The sequence below is a fragment of the Hydrogenophaga sp. genome, assembly GCF_036675665.1.
Taxonomy (GTDB): domain Bacteria; phylum Pseudomonadota; class Gammaproteobacteria; order Burkholderiales; family Burkholderiaceae_C; genus Hydrogenophaga.
This window is the reverse complement of sequence record NZ_JAKFEO010000025.1, coordinates 1-13463: the sequence shown is the minus strand read 5'-3', so window position 1 is coordinate 13463 and position 13463 is coordinate 1. Positions and strand designations below refer to the sequence as shown.

Here is a 13463-nt window from a genome sequence, read left to right as displayed (position 1 = left end):
CGGTCATACAATAAGTACACTGATCATCAGCATACGATGCATATCGAGGAGACACCGATGAGCACACCCCCTTCAGACTTGCCCGTCATCGTGGCCGGCGGCGGCATCGGCGGCCTGGCCGCCGCCCTGGCCCTGGTGCGCCAGGGCTTTCGCGTCCAGGTGCTGGAGCAGGCGGCCGAGCTGGGCGAGATCGGCGCGGGCATGCAGCTCGGGCCCAACGCCTTTCACGCGTTTGATGCGCTGGGCGTGGGCGAGGCCGCGCGCAAGCGCGCTGTGTACACCGAGTTCATGGTCATGCACGACGCCATTGACGAATACCAGGTTGGCAAGATCCCGACCGGCGAGGCCTTCCGCCAGCGCTTCGGCAACCCTTACGCGGTGATCCACCGGGCCGATGCGCACACCTCGTTGCTGGAGGGCGTGCAGGCCAGCGGGCAGATTCAGTTCCACACCTCCACCCGCGTGGCGCGCGTCGAACAGGACGCCGATGGCGTGACCGTGCACGACCAGAACGGCAACGCCCACCGCGGTCTGGCACTCATCGGCGCCGACGGCGTGAAGTCGGTGGTGCGCCAGCAGTTCGTCGGCGACGAGGCGCGCGTGACCGGCCACGTGGTCTACCGCGCGGTGGTCGACAAGGCCGACTTCCCCGAAGACCTGCGCTGGAACGCCGCCAGCATCTGGGTCGGCCCCAACTGCCACCTGGTGCACTACCCGCTGCGCGGCGGCGAGCAGTACAACGTGGTCGTGACCTTCCACAGCCGCGAGCCCGAACAATGGGGCGTGACCGAAGGCAGCCAGGAAGAAGTGCAGAGCTACTTTCAAGGCCTGTGCCCCAGGGCGCGCCAGCTGATCGACCTGCCCAAAAGCTGGAAGCGCTGGGCCACGGCCGACCGCGAACCCATCGGGCAGTGGAGCTTCGGCCGCGTCACGCTGCTGGGCGACGCGGCCCACCCCACCACGCAGTACATGGCGCAGGGGGCGTGCATGGCGATCGAGGATGCGGTGACGCTCGGTGAAGCGTTGCGCGCGCACGGCAATGACATCGAAAAAGCCTTCGACCTCTACCAGCGCTCGCGCGTGGCGCGCACCGCGCGCATCGTGCTGAGTTCGCGCGAGATGGGCCGCATTTACCACGCCAAGGGTGTGGAGCGCCTGGTGCGCAACGACCTGTGGAAGGGCCGCACCCCCGAGCGTTTTTACGACGCCATGGAGTGGCTCTATGGCTGGAATGTCCAGAACTGCCTGGCCGACCACTGAACACACGGAGACATCTCATGAACGACCTCGGACGACTCGAAGACCTGCCCGCCGACTACGTGGCCGAACTGCGCGCGCTCAACCTGGTGCCGCTGTGGCCCAGCCTGCGCGGGGTGCTGCCGCCCACCATCCCCACGCGCCAGACGCGGGCCACGCACTGGCCCTACAAGACCATCAAGCCCCTGCTGCTGAAAGCCGGCGAGCTCACCCCCATCGAAAAAGCCGAGCGCCGCGTGCTGGTGCTGGCCAACCCGGGCCACACGCTGGAGAAGATGCAGGCCAGCGCGGCCATGTACCTGGGCATGCAGCTGCTCCTGCCGGGCGAATGGGCACCCAGCCACCGCCACACGCCCAACGCGGTGCGCATGGTGGTGGAAGGCGAGGGCGCGTGGACCACGGTGGACGGCGAGCGCTGCCCCATGAGCCGCGGCGACCTGATCCTCACGCCCACCGGCCTGTGGCACGAGCACGGCCACGACGGCAGCGAACCGGTGATCTGGCTCGACGTGCTCGACCTGCCGCTGGCCTACACCCTGGAGGTGAGCTACCACCTCAACGGCACGCGCCAGGAAACGAAACCCGGCCAGGGCGACCGCGCCTACGCGCGCGCAGGCGTGGTGCCCACGCCCGTGTTCGGCCGCAGCGGCAAGCGCTACCCCATGCTGCGCTACCCCTGGGCCGACGCCAGGGCCGCGCTGGAGTCGATCGCAGCGGACCGGCCCGACGTGGACGCGGTGCAGGTGACTTATGTGAACCCGGAAACCGGCGAGGACGTGGAAAACATCCTCGGCTTCCACGCCCTGATGCTGCGCCCGGGCCAGACGCTGCAACTGCCTGCGCGCTCACCGGCCGCCGTCTACCACGTGATCGAGGGCGCGGCGCGCGTGGCCACCGAGGCGCAGGGTTTCGACCTCGTCGCCGCCGACACCTGCTGCATCCCCGGCTACACCGCCACCACGCTCACCAACGCCTCGGCCAGCGCACCGGCCTTCCTCTTCATCGCCGACGAATCGCCGCTGCACCGCAAGCTCGGCGTGTACGAAGTGCGTCCCGACAACCAACCCCACATGCCCTGAGACGGCCTTGAACCCTGCCATGACCACCTACCTCTTCCCGCCTCCCCCCGTCGCGTCCGTGCCCGTGCGCGGCCAGACCGAACACTTCCCCGTCAACCGCCTGTTCTTCGTCGGTCGCAACTACCACGCGCACGCGGTGGAAATGGGCAAGCCGGTGGACAAGTCGGTCGAGCGGCCGTTCTACTTCACCAAGGCGCCGCAGACGCTGGCGCTGTCGGGCGCGACCACGCCCTACCCGAGCGAAACGGCCAACTACCACTTCGAGATGGAACTGGTGCTGGCCATCGGCAAGCCGGGCTTTCGCGTGAAGGCCGAAGACGCACACGAGATCATTTACGGCTATGCGGCCGGCCTGGACATGACGCGGCGCGACCTGCAACTGGTGGCGCGCGACAAGGGCCGGCCCTGGGACCTGGGCAAGGACGTGGAGCACTCCTCGGTGTGCAGCGAGATCGTGCCCATGCCGGGTGTGGTGATCGAGCACGGCGCGATCGAGCTGTCGGTCAACGGCGCGGTGAAGCAGAAGTCCGACGTGGACAAGCTGATCTGGAACATCCGCGAGATCATTGCCGACCTCTCGCTGTTCTACCACCTGCAACCCGGTGACCTGATCTACACCGGCACGCCCGAAGGCGTGGGCGCTGTGCTGCCGGGCGACCGCATCACCGGTTCGGTGGCCGGCGTGGGTGAGGTGACGCTGACGGTGGGGCCGCCGGCAGTCCAGCCCTAAAGGCGCTTGCCCATGCGCAAGAGGGGCACGGCGGCACCGCCCCGGGCGTCCTGCACGGGTTCGATCACCGCATAGCCGCAAGCGCGGTACAGCGGCTCACCGGCCATGGTGCCCATCAGTTCCACCTGCGTGAAGCCTTCATTCCGCGCAGCGGCCTCGCACAAGCCGAGTACGAGGCGGCCCACCCCCTTGCGCACATGGTCGGGGTGCGTGTACATCGCACGCACCCGAGCGGCGTCACGCGAGGGATCGAGCAGAGCGGCGCTCCGACCTGGCGACTGATCGCCGCCGTACAGCGTGGCACGGCGGCTCCAGCCGCCGCAGCCCGCCAACTCACCGTTGCACTCCACGACAAAGTAGGTGCCGTCTTCGATCAACTGGGTGTCCAGTCCCATGATGGTCTGACTGGATGCGATCTGCTGATCGTCCAGGAACGGCTTTTGCAGCTCCAGGATCGCAGCGTTCATCAGGGCCCGGAGCGCATTCAGGTCGTCCAGGTGTGCGATTCGATGAGTGAGTTCGGTGTTCGACATGGGGATTCCCCTTTTGACGCAAGTGTGAACAGTCCCTAAGCGGCACCTGCCGACCTGCGTCTGAAGACGGAAAACGTTCCGAATCCCCGAGCGACAACTTCCCCCTCCACGAGGATCTGCGCTTCCAGAGACGCAATGTTCTTCGAGCGATGGATCAGCTCGCTCGTGCAGGTGATGTTGCCGCCTTGAACGGGTTTGAAGTAGTTGATCTTCGCCTCGATGGTGGCGCAGGCGTGTTCCGGTTCCAGCGTCGAGAACAAGGCAGCCCCCATGCCCGTATCGACCAGGGCGAAGAGCACGGCGCCATGAACGACGCCGCTGGAGTTCATGTGGATCTCGCGGACATCAAGTGCGCAACGGCTCATGCCCGAGGCGGCCTCCTCGATCACGAGGCCGAGATGATTGACAAAGGGCAAGTGCATGGCGGCGTGTTGTTCATCGGGGCGTGCAGTGTAGGTTCCAACGGCCGATCCGGGCAATGCCAGAGGCCCGATGACCGACCTGTTGTGCGCTGCCGTTCAACCCGCAGGCGGTTCCAGCCCTCGCCGCCGCATCATGTCTTCGCTCATGGCGCGCAAGGCATCGGCCGACAAGTGCGCCTGGGCTGCCGGGTAGACCAGACCGTCTTCCTCACGCAGGTGGTGGTCGTACAGCCGGACGAAGCCGATGAGCGTGGCCTCTTCCTGCGGGCTGAAATGGGCCCATCCCGGGGGTGGCGCCTGCGCCACGGACACCAACACCGCACGCACCGACACCCAGGCCGCTTCCATGTCGCGGTGGTCCTGCTGCAGGCCCAACACCACCTGGCGCAGCGCCGCGTCGTCGCCGGCCAGCAGGGGCGGGAACACATGGCACTCCTCGTCTTCGTGGTGCAGCGGGGCGGCCAGATCGAAATACCGCATCACGTCCAGCGCGGCGCTGGCCACGCTCTCGTCCCAGCCGTGCAGCAGCACGTGCCGCTGCAGCTTGGTCAACAGGCTCAGCATGCGCTCGACGCGCTCGTGGCAGGCGCCCAGCATCTCGAAGGGCGCCTCAAAACCGGCGGCGGGCGCGCGGTGCCCCGGCATCGTGATGGCAGTGAGCGGGATAGCGCTGGCCATCTCAGTTCAGCTGCAGGGCCTGCCCCTGCGGGTCGAACGGGATGAAGGTCTGCAGCTGGCCCTGGCGGATCGCCTCCACCATGTCCTGCAGCGGCTGCTCGGCGTCGGTGCTGCTGGGCAGGCGACCCGGCGTGCCCGCGATGGCGGCGGCAAACACCATGCCCCAGGGCTGACCAAAGGCCTCGGCCTCCTGCACCAGCTGATCGAACGAATGGAGCTCGTCCAGGCCCTTGTCCACGCACATCTGCGGCACCAGCGCGCCGCCCTCGCCGCGTTCGAATTCGAGCCGCTGGGCCGGCGTCGCGTCGTCGGGCAGCTCCACGCCGGCAAACACGAACAGCAGGCGCTGCGGCAGGGGTTGCTGGCGCGCGGCGCTGAGCAGGTCGTCGAAGGTTTGAATGTTCATGGGGTCTCCAGATTCAGTTGGCGTTCGTTGGCGCGGGGCCCAGCGTGCTGCAGTAGTCGGCCACGGTCGGGCGCGCGCGCGCGGGCCGGCGCGCCGCCACCGTGCCCACGCTCAGAAAACACAGGGCATGTTCGCCCGCGCTCAGGCCGAAGCGCTGGCGCAAGGCGGTGGCGCCCAGCGCCTTGCCACTGGTGAGCGCCGAGCCAAAACCCATGGCGGTGGCCATGAGCAGCATGTTCTGCACCGCGCAGCCGGCCGAGAGGATGCGCTCGTGCAGGTCCACCGCCGGGTCGCCGCGCTGCCCGTCGACCACCACCAGCAGCAGAAAGGGCGCGCGGTGCGCCTTCTCGCGCGCCTGGTCCAGCTGCTCGGGCGTGGCGCTGGCGTCGCGCTCGCGCAGGGCCTGCGCGAACACCTCGGCCAGCGAGCCGCGTTCGGTGCGAGGCACGATCACGAAGCGCCAGGGCAGCAACTGGCCGTGGTCGGGCGCGGCCGCGGCCGCACCGAGCAGAGCCTGAAGCTGGTCCGCATCGGGGCCGGGCGCCAGCAGGCGCTTGGGCAGCACGGTCTGGCGCGCGTGGATCAGGTCCGCCGCTGCGCGGGCGCACTCGCGCTCCACCGCATCGGGCTCACAGGCCATGGGTGGCAACCGCGTGAGTTGCGCGGTGTTCATCCGCACACCCCCAGGTGTCCACATTGCGTGCAGTAGTCGCAGCCGTCCTTGCGGATCACCGCATGCGCGCCGCACTCGCCGCACTTTTTGCCCGGCATCATCCCGGGCGTGGCTTGCACCACCACCGGTGAAGCTTGTCCCGACGCGGGTGTGACGCCCGCGCGTTGCGCGATCAGCGTCTGCACCGCGTAGGCGATGGCCGCCACCACCGAGTCGTGCCACATCGGCACGTGCGTGCCGTCGGCTTTCTGGTGCGTGCCCATGCGCACCGGTCCGCGATCCCACACCACCTTGCGCATGTCGCGCAGGGCGCGCTCCAGGAAACCGCCGCGCGCAGCCAGCGAGAGCAGGCGCATGCTGGACGACACCCACTGCTGCGACTCGCCGCTCTGCCCCACCGGCATGAAAAATTCGATCGCGCGTTCCACCGTGCCCGCGCCGTCCGCCGTGGGCACCGGCAGGAACGACACCAGCAGGTACAGCGTCTGGTGGCCCTCCTGCGTCCAGTACTCGATCTTGTCGGCCACCGCCGCCAAGGCACCCGGCGGCCGGCTCTCGATCACCGTGCGCATCGGGTCCACCGTGGCCACGCTCGCGGTGGTCTCCGGCGTGGGGCCGGTGTCGAGCACCGAGCCCAGGATGGCGTTGGGCCGGTAGGTGGCCAGGCCCTTGAGCTGCGCGCGCCAAGCCTGCTGGTACAGACCCTTGAAGTCCTCGTACGGGTAGTCGGCCGGCACGTTCACCGTCTTGGAAATGGCGGTGTCCACGAAGGGTTGCACCGCCTCCATCATGGCCAGGTGGTCGGCCGCCGGCATGGACAGCGCGCTCACGAAGAATTCGGGCAGCTGCGCCATGTCGCCGCCGAGCTCACGGTAGAGCCGCCAGGCGTGGTCTTCCACCGCGTAGTCGGTGGTGCTGCCGTCGGCCTCGCGCTTCTTGCGCCGGTACATCCAGGAAAACGGCGGCTCGATGCCGTTGGACGCGTTGTCGGCAAAGGCCAGGCTGACCGTGCCGGTGGGCGCGATCGACAGCAGGTGGCTGTTGCGGATGCCGTGCGTGCGGATCGCCGTGCGCAGCGCCTCGGGCAGGCGGCTGGCGAAGGTGCCTTCGGCCAGGTAGCCGTCGGCGTTGAACTTCGGAAACGCGCCCTTCTCCCGGGCCAGCGCCACCGAGGCCGTGTAGGCCGCGTCGCGCATGCGCTCGGCGATCTGCGCCGCCAGGGCTCGCCCCTCGGCACGGTCGTAGCGCACGCACAGCATGGCCAGCGCATTGCCCATGCCGGTGAAGCCCACGCCGATGCGCCGCTTGGCCGCCGACTCTTCGCGCTGCTGCGGCAACGGCCAGTAGGTCAGGTCCAGCACGTTGTCCAACGCGCGCACCTGCAGCGCCACCGCCTGCTCGAAGGCCTCGAAGTCGAAGCTGGGCAAACCGCCGAAGCCGAAGGGGTGGCGCACGAAGCGCGGCAGGATCACCGGCCCGAGGTCGCAGCAGCCGTAGGGCGGCAACGGCTGCTCGCCGCAGGGGTTGGTCGCCTCGATGGTCTCGCAGTAGCGCAGGTTGTTGTCGCGCTGGATGTGGTCGAGGAACAGGATGCCGGGTTCGGCGAAGTCGTAGGTGGAGCGCATCACCGTGTCCCACAGCTCGCGCGCGGGCAGGCTGCGGTAGACCCACAGGCCATCGGCGCGCTGGTGGGCGCCCTGGGCCAGCAGCGCCGCGCCGGGGCGCGCGCGGTGCACCAGCTCCCAGGGCTGGTCATCGGCCAGCGCGCGCATGAAGGCATCGCTCACGCCCACCGACACGTTGAAGTTGTTCCAGCGCCCCGGTGTGCGCTTGGCGGTGATGAACTCGAGCACGTCGGGGTGGTCGATGCGCAGCACGCCCATCTGCGCGCCGCGCCGCGCGCCCGCGCTCTCCACCGTGGCGCAGGACTGGTCGAACACGTTCATGTAGCTGCACGGACCCGAGGCCAGCGAAGCCATGGCCTTGACCTCGGCACCGCGCGGGCGGATGCGCGAGAAGTCGTAGCCCACGCCACCGCCACGGCGCATGGTTTCGGCGGCTTCGCGCAGCGCTTCGTAGATGCCCGGGTAGCCACCGTCGTCCACGCCCTGGATGCAGTCGCCCACCGGCTGCACGAAGCAGTTGATCAGCGTGGCCTGGATCGCCGTGCCGGCCGCGCTCATGATGCGGCCGGCCCCGATGGCGCCGGCCTGCAGGTTGTCGAAGAAGCGTTGTTCCCACAGCGCGCGGTCGGCCTCGGGCTCCACCGAGGCCAGGGCGCGCGCCACGCGGCGGTGGATGTCCTGCTCGCTGGTCTCACCGTCCTTGAGGTACTTCTCTTTCAGCACGTCCAGCGTGATGGGTTGTTGTCCGATGGCGGTGGAGGCCGATTTCAATGCATCGCGTTTCATGTTCAGACTTTCCTTTCAATCCGTTGCCACCACACCGAGCGGCGTGCCTTGTTCCAGAGACACCGAGGAACTGGCTCCGCCAGGCCTCAGGTGTCGCCCCCCTTGAGGGGGGTGGCGCCGAAGGCGACGCGGGGGGTGTTCCACATCCTGCCTCCCAACAGCCACCGCATGAGGTCCTTGACCGGGCGTATCTGCTGGCCAAACGGCAGCACGCCCGCACCCCGGAAGAACAGGCCCTTCTGCGCGTCGCCGTCGAGCGCGTGGCCGAGCTGCTGGTCGATGCAGAACTGCCCCATCTCGCCCTTGCCGTCTCGCAATCCGCAATGGGCCAGGCAGTCAAACGCCATGTTGCACTTTTTCTTCACATGCGCAACCGCCTTCAGTCGCGGCTCCAGGCGCAGGTATTTCTCCAGCCAGGGCGTGCGCACGGCGCGCGCGGGCAGCCCGGCCACGCTGATGAACTCCACCAGGTCTTCGGGCCGGGCCTCCGCCAGCACGCGCTTGAAGGCGGGATCGGCGTCGCATTCTTGCGTGACGGCGAACGCCGTGCCGAGTTGCACCGCGCTGGCGCCCAGGGCCTGCAGGCGCAGGATGTCGTCGCGGCAGCCGATGCCGCCTGCCGCGATGAGCGGGATCTCGCGCTCGATGCCGGCGGTCTTGAAGAACTCGAGCACCTGCGGGATCACGACCTCGAAGTCGAACCGGGTGTCCTGCAGATCGGCCACTTTCGCCGCACCCAGGTGGCCGCCCGCCAGCCGCGGGTGTTCGATCACGATGGCATCGGGCAGGCGGCCTTTTTTCTCCCACTTGCGCACCAGCAGCTGCACGCCGCGTGCATCCGACAGGATGGGGATGAGCGCGGTGTCGGGGTGGTCGCGCGCCAGTTCGGGCAAATCCAGCGGCAGGCCCGCACCCACCACCACCGCGTCGGCGCCGCTTTCCAGCGCCAGCCGCACGTACTGTTCGTAGGCGCTGAGCGCCTTCATCACGTTGACCGCGACCAGGCCACGGCCCTGCGCGATGGCCTTGGCGCCACGGATCTCGCGGTCCAGCGCGACCAGGTTGGCGGTATCGATGCGCTCGCGTGCATCGGGCTCCTTGTCCAGGTGGGCGGTGGCCGCCATCAGGTCGGGGTGGCGGCGGCGCAGGTCGACCGCGGAGATCGTGCCCAGGCCACCGAGGCCGGCCACGGTGCCCGCCAGCGAGGCCGCCGACACGCCCACGCCCATGCCGCCCTGCACCACCGGCAGCAGCTCGCGGCCACGCAGGCGCCAACTGCGCAGGCCGCCCTCGCGGGCCAGGGCCTGGAGTTCGGCCGCCAGCGCCACGGCGTCTTCAGTAACTGATGACTTGTCCATCGTGTTCCACATAAGGTTGGTACGGCCCGGTGCCGCTGTTGGAGGCTAACGAAGCCGCGATGAAGTCACCTTGTTGTGCATCAAACACATGCACTTCTCCTTCTTCGATCACGTAGTGCCAGCCGTGCAACGTGAGTCGGCCGGCCTCGACCTCGCGCCGCACCATGGGGTAGCCCATGAGGCGTTCGAGCTGCAGCACCACGGCGCGCTGCTCGGTGCGGCGCATGGATTCGGCACAGGGCTGCACCGGCAGCAGGGCCTCGTCGACCAGCCTGAGCCAGGCGGTGAGGGCCACGGCCTCGGCGGGCGCACCTTCGTAGGCGGTGCGGATCGCGCCGCAGTGGCTGTGACCGCAGACGACGATGCGCTCCACGTGCAGGCTGAGCACGGCGAACTCGATCGCCGCCATGGTGCCGTGCAAACCGTGGGACTGGTCGTACGGTGGGATCAGCGCGCCCACGTTGCGCACGATGAACAACTCGCCCGGGCCGGCGCCGGTGAGCAGGTAAGGCACGAGGCGCGAGTCGGAGCAGCCGATGAACAGCGTCTTGGGGTGCTGGCCCTCGGCCACCAGGTCCTGAAAGCGCTGCTGGTGGCGCGGGAAGTAGTCGGAGCGGAAATGCCGCAGGCGCAACAGCAGCTCGTCCGCTGATGCGCCCGCGGCCGGTTCGTTCATTGCACCAGCGGGGTGTCTGCCCCCTCCAATTCGACGCCCTCAAGTTGTGCCTGCCCCACCAACAACTGCATGTACTGGCGCAGCGCGGTGGCCTGCGACTGCAGGGCCAGCCGCGCGCCGATCTGCGCCTGCAGCTCGGTGAACTCGGGCAGGCGCCCAGGCTCGCGTGCCAGCACCTCGACGATGTGCAGGCCGAAGCGGCTGTGCACCAGACGCGGGTGCAGGCCCACGGCCTGGATGGCGTCGTTCTGCAGGAACAGCGCCTTGGCCAGTTCGGGCGCGCAGTCCTGCGGCGTGATCCAGCCAAGGTCGCCGCCCTGGGCGCTCGACGGGCAGTTGGAGAGTTCACCCGCGAGCTGCGCGAAACGATCGGCCGACACCCCCTGGCGCGAGAGCTCCAGCAGCGCGGCCTCGGCGCGCTGGGCGAGCGCGTTCACCGGCACGCCCGGCGTGACCGCGAACAGGATGTGGCGCACGTGCAGCGCCTGGCCGACCACGAAGCGCGGCTTGTGGGCCTCGTAGTGGCGCCGGCATTCCTCGGCGCCGGGCTCGGGCGAGTGCACCTCGGCTTCGAGCAGGGCCTCGATCGCGCGGCGTGTGTCGGCATCGGGCTCGGGCGCGCTCAGGCCGGTGAAACGCGGCAGCAGGCCGGCGCGCACCGCCTGCTGGCGCAGCAGCTCGGTGCAGGCGCGCTCGCGCAGGGTCTGCGCGTCCAGCACCTCGCCGGCTTCGTGCAGGGCGATGCCATTGACGCTGGCGATGTCGACCGGGAGCGCAGCGGCCGCAGGGCCTTTGCACGCGCAGGCGCTGCCGCCGCAACCGGTGGCAGCAGATGTGGAGAGGTCTTGGCTCATGGGGGCTCCCGTGGTGGGTGATCGGATCAGCGGGGCTGGTTCGGGTGGGCCGGGTTGGTCGGGTTGGCCGGCACGCCCAGGCGGCGGCTGCGCACCACCTGGTAGGGCCGCACCAGGTAGGCCACGCTCGCGAAGCCGCTCCACACATGCACCAGGCGCGAGAACGGGAACAGCAGGAAGATCGTCATGCCCAGCACCAGGTGCACCTTGTAGGGCCAGTCCATGTTGACCAGGGCGGAGGCCTCGGGACGGAAGGTGACGATGCGCTGCGCCCACTCGGCCAGCACCAGCATGGCGCTGCCGTCGGCGTGCGAATACGAGTACGGCAGCGTGATCAGGCCCAGGGTCAGCTGCACCCACAGGATGACCAGGATGGCGATGTCGGTGCGGTGGCTGGTGAGGCGGATGCGCGGGTCGAAGATGCGCCGATGCAGCAACATCGACAGACCCACGAAGCAGATCACGCCGGCGGTGCCGCCCGCGTAGATGGCCAGGCGCTGCTTGACCGCGGCATCCAGGAAGCCTTCGTAGAAGAAGTGCGGCGTGAGCAGGCCCACGGCGTGGCCGAAGAACAGGAACAGGATGCCGATGTGGAACAGGTTGCTGCCCCAGCGCAGCTGGCCCTTGCGCAGCAGCTGCGACGAATCGCTTTTCCAGGTGTACTGGTCACGGTCGAAGCGGGCCAGGCTGCCCATGAGGAAGACCGCCAGGCAGATGTAGGGATAGACGCCAAAGAGGAAGTGGTGCAGTGAGGTCATGCCTGTGCTCCTGGTGGTGGGGAGGGGTGGCGGCCGGTGGCCGCCTTCACGATGCGGATGGGTTGCGGCTGGCCGGGCCGGGCCTGGCCTTCGGTGGAGCAGCCACCGAACACCGCGGGTTCGGCCCAGCTCTCGTCGATGCCGGGGTCGGCCGCCACCGGCACCGGCTCGGCTTTCTCACCGGCGATCTCGAGCACGGCGGCCAGCACGCTGGCGTACGGGCTCTCGCGCTTCTGCAGCGCGCTGAAGATCACGCGCACGATGTGCGCACTCTCGCCGAGGAACTCGCGCGCCACCGCAGCGGGCTGGGTGGAAGCGAATTCGAGCAGCACGCTCAGGTGGTCGGGCAGCTCGGCCGGGCCGAAGAAAAGGCCGGCCTTCTCGTAGGTCTGGATCAGGTCGATCATGGCCGGGCCCCGGTCGCGCGAATCGCCGAGCACGTGTTCGAACAGGTGCAGCGCGGTGCTGCGCCCGCGGTCGAACAGCTCGACGTATTCCGCTTCGACATCCAGCGCCGGTTGCTGGCTCAGGTGCACCAGCAGGGCGTCGAGTTCGACCAGGCGCGTGGGCGGCAAGGCGGCCTCGGCGCGCAGCGCGTCGCGCAGTTCACCGGCGTGCTCGCGCAGCTCGGCGGTGGGGTAACGCAGCAGGTGGGCGAGCACGCGCAGCGTGTGCACGGCGGGCTTCTGGGGAGATGAGAAAAATGCCATGTCAGACCCCCGCCTTGATCGGGATCGTTCGTTTTTTCTCGCTGCCGAACAGGCTGGTTTCCGTCTGCCCTTCCGAGCAACCGTTGCCGAAGCTGAAGCCGCAGCCGCCCTTGATGTTGAAGGTGTTCTCGGCGTATTCGCGGTGGGTGGTGGGAATCACGAAACGGTCCTCGTAGTTGGCGATCGCCATGGTCTGGTACATGTCCTCGACCTCGCGCACACTGAGCTGCACCTGGTCGAGCACGTCCTGGTTGATCACGCCGTCCACGTGTTTGGCGCGCTGGTAGCTGCGCATGGCCAGCATGCGTTCGAGCGCGCGCACCACGGGGATCGTGTCGCCGGCGGTCAGCAGGTTGGCGAGGTACTTCACCGGAATGCGCAGCTGGCTCACGTCCGGGATCTCGCCGTTGTCGCCCAGGTGCCCGGCGTTGGCCGCGGCGGTGATGGGCGAGAGCGGCGGCACGTACCAGACCATGGGCAGCGTGCGGTACTCCGGGTGCAGCGGCAGCGCCACCTTCCAGTCCACCGCCATCTTGTAGACCGGGCTGTGGCGCGCGGCCTCCAGCCAGTTGTCGGGGATGCCGTCGGCGCGCGCCTGCGCGATCACTGCCGGATCGTGCGGGTCCAGGAACAGGTCGATCTGCGCCTTGTAGAGGTCCATCTCGTTGGGCACGCTGGCGGCTTCCTGGATGCGGTCGGCGTCGTACAGCAGCACGCCGAGGTAACGGATGCGGCCCACGCAGGTCTCGCTGCACACGGTGGGCTGGCCGGCCTCGATGCGCGGGTAGCAGAAGATGCACTTCTCGGCCTTGCCGCTCTTCCAGTTGTAGTAGATCTTCTTGTAGGGGCAGCCGCTCACGCACATGCGCCAGCCGCGGCACTTGTCCTGGTCGATCAGCACGATGCCGTCTTCCTCGC

At 68.6% G+C, this 13463-nt stretch carries 15 protein-coding genes; 3 read left to right on the top strand and 12 right to left on the bottom strand.

What is annotated here, in order from left to right:
• Positions 1-57: 57 nt before the first annotated feature.
• From V6M63_RS10140 to V6M63_RS10130, 3 genes are read left to right on the top strand one after another with little or no spacing between them, the layout of a single operon-like run.
• Entirely contained in the window at positions 58-1260 is a 1203-nt protein-coding gene (locus V6M63_RS10140; RefSeq protein ID WP_332741459.1) for a 3-hydroxybenzoate 6-monooxygenase, read from the top strand.
• Between the two features lie 17 nt (positions 1261-1277).
• Positions 1278-2336 carry a cupin domain-containing protein gene (locus V6M63_RS10135; protein WP_332741458.1) on the top strand — a complete coding sequence of 353 codons (1059 nt, stop codon included), beginning with the start codon at positions 1278-1280 and terminating at the stop codon, positions 2334-2336.
• Between the two features lie 19 nt (positions 2337-2355).
• Complete coding sequence (locus V6M63_RS10130; protein WP_332741457.1) at positions 2356-3066, top strand: fumarylacetoacetate hydrolase family protein; 711 nt, start codon at positions 2356-2358, stop codon at positions 3064-3066.
• On the opposite strand, the gene V6M63_RS10125 is transcribed toward V6M63_RS10130, so the two are convergent.
• The 12 genes from V6M63_RS10125 to narH form a co-directional block, all read right to left on the bottom strand.
• Positions 3063-3599: a GNAT family N-acetyltransferase gene (locus V6M63_RS10125; protein ID WP_332741456.1), complete on the bottom strand. Its 537-nt coding sequence runs from the start codon at positions 3597-3599 to the stop codon at positions 3063-3065. The two genes, V6M63_RS10130 and V6M63_RS10125, sit on opposite strands and share 4 nt — an antisense overlap.
• Positions 3600-3634: 35 nt before the next feature.
• Positions 3635-4021 (bottom strand): PaaI family thioesterase, encoded by a 387-nt coding sequence (locus V6M63_RS10120; RefSeq protein ID WP_332741455.1) that lies wholly within the window; start codon positions 4019-4021, stop codon positions 3635-3637.
• A gap of 96 nt (positions 4022-4117) precedes the next feature.
• Positions 4118-4699, bottom strand: coding sequence for a hemerythrin domain-containing protein (locus tag V6M63_RS10115; protein WP_332741454.1), 582 nt, complete (start codon positions 4697-4699; stop codon positions 4118-4120).
• 1 nt (position 4700) lies between these two features.
• The gene (locus tag V6M63_RS10110) at positions 4701-5105 is read right to left on the bottom strand and encodes a ribonucleotide reductase subunit alpha (protein WP_332741453.1); all 405 of its coding nucleotides are present in this window, start codon (positions 5103-5105) and stop codon (positions 4701-4703) included.
• A gap of 13 nt (positions 5106-5118) precedes the next feature.
• On the bottom strand, positions 5119-5778 hold the full coding sequence (locus V6M63_RS10105; RefSeq protein WP_442909570.1) for a nitroreductase family protein: 660 nt from the start codon (positions 5776-5778) through the stop codon (positions 5119-5121).
• Positions 5775-8189 carry an adenosylcobalamin-dependent ribonucleoside-diphosphate reductase gene (locus tag V6M63_RS10100; RefSeq protein WP_332741452.1) on the bottom strand — a complete coding sequence of 805 codons (2415 nt, stop codon included), beginning with the start codon at positions 8187-8189 and terminating at the stop codon, positions 5775-5777. The genes V6M63_RS10105 and V6M63_RS10100 overlap by 4 nt, the downstream gene beginning before the upstream one ends.
• 86 nt (positions 8190-8275) lie before the next feature.
• Positions 8276-9547: an NAD(P)H-dependent flavin oxidoreductase gene (locus tag V6M63_RS10095; protein ID WP_332741451.1), complete on the bottom strand. Its 1272-nt coding sequence runs from the start codon at positions 9545-9547 to the stop codon at positions 8276-8278.
• On the bottom strand, positions 9525-10223 hold the full coding sequence (locus V6M63_RS10090; protein WP_332741450.1) for a carbonic anhydrase: 699 nt from the start codon (positions 10221-10223) through the stop codon (positions 9525-9527). The genes V6M63_RS10095 and V6M63_RS10090 overlap by 23 nt, the downstream gene beginning before the upstream one ends.
• Entirely contained in the window at positions 10220-11077 is an 858-nt protein-coding gene (locus V6M63_RS10085; RefSeq protein ID WP_332741449.1) for a peptidylprolyl isomerase, read from the bottom strand. The genes V6M63_RS10090 and V6M63_RS10085 overlap by 4 nt, the downstream gene beginning before the upstream one ends.
• Positions 11078-11103: 26 nt before the next feature.
• Complete coding sequence (gene narI / locus V6M63_RS10080) at positions 11104-11835, bottom strand: respiratory nitrate reductase subunit gamma (RefSeq protein WP_291082832.1); 732 nt, start codon at positions 11833-11835, stop codon at positions 11104-11106.
• The gene (gene narJ / locus V6M63_RS10075; RefSeq protein WP_332741448.1) at positions 11832-12545 is read right to left on the bottom strand and encodes a nitrate reductase molybdenum cofactor assembly chaperone; all 714 of its coding nucleotides are present in this window, start codon (positions 12543-12545) and stop codon (positions 11832-11834) included. Before narJ ends, narI begins: the two co-directional genes overlap by 4 nt.
• A gap of 1 nt (position 12546) precedes the next feature.
• A partial coding sequence (gene narH / locus V6M63_RS10070) for a nitrate reductase subunit beta (RefSeq protein WP_332741447.1) occupies positions 12547-13463 on the bottom strand: 917 nt, incomplete at its 5' end.

Excerpts from the sequence above, each read along its gene's own strand:
- V6M63_RS10140 (WP_332741459.1), top strand. The coding sequence starts at position 58 with ATGAGCACACCCCCTTCAGACTTGCCCGTCATCGTGGCCGGCGGCGGC.
- V6M63_RS10135 (WP_332741458.1), top strand. The coding sequence starts at position 1,278 with ATGAACGACCTCGGACGACTCGAAGACCTGCCCGCCGACTACGTGGCC.
- V6M63_RS10130 (WP_332741457.1), top strand. The coding sequence starts at position 2,356 with ATGACCACCTACCTCTTCCCGCCTCCCCCCGTCGCGTCCGTGCCCGTG.
- V6M63_RS10125 (WP_332741456.1), bottom strand. The coding sequence starts at position 3,599 with ATGTCGAACACCGAACTCACTCATCGAATCGCACACCTGGACGACCTG.
- V6M63_RS10120 (WP_332741455.1), bottom strand. The coding sequence starts at position 4,021 with ATGCACTTGCCCTTTGTCAATCATCTCGGCCTCGTGATCGAGGAGGCC.
- V6M63_RS10115 (WP_332741454.1), bottom strand. The coding sequence starts at position 4,699 with ATGGCCAGCGCTATCCCGCTCACTGCCATCACGATGCCGGGGCACCGC.
- V6M63_RS10110 (WP_332741453.1), bottom strand. The coding sequence starts at position 5,105 with ATGAACATTCAAACCTTCGACGACCTGCTCAGCGCCGCGCGCCAGCAA.
- V6M63_RS10105 (WP_442909570.1), bottom strand. The coding sequence starts at position 5,778 with ATGAACACCGCGCAACTCACGCGGTTGCCACCCATGGCCTGTGAGCCC.
- V6M63_RS10100 (WP_332741452.1), bottom strand. The coding sequence starts at position 8,189 with ATGAAACGCGATGCATTGAAATCGGCCTCCACCGCCATCGGACAACAA.
- V6M63_RS10095 (WP_332741451.1), bottom strand. The coding sequence starts at position 9,547 with ATGGACAAGTCATCAGTTACTGAAGACGCCGTGGCGCTGGCGGCCGAA.
- V6M63_RS10090 (WP_332741450.1), bottom strand. The coding sequence starts at position 10,223 with ATGAACGAACCGGCCGCGGGCGCATCAGCGGACGAGCTGCTGTTGCGC.
- V6M63_RS10085 (WP_332741449.1), bottom strand. The coding sequence starts at position 11,077 with ATGAGCCAAGACCTCTCCACATCTGCTGCCACCGGTTGCGGCGGCAGC.
- narI (WP_291082832.1), bottom strand. The coding sequence starts at position 11,835 with ATGACCTCACTGCACCACTTCCTCTTTGGCGTCTATCCCTACATCTGC.
- narJ (WP_332741448.1), bottom strand. The coding sequence starts at position 12,545 with ATGGCATTTTTCTCATCTCCCCAGAAGCCCGCCGTGCACACGCTGCGC.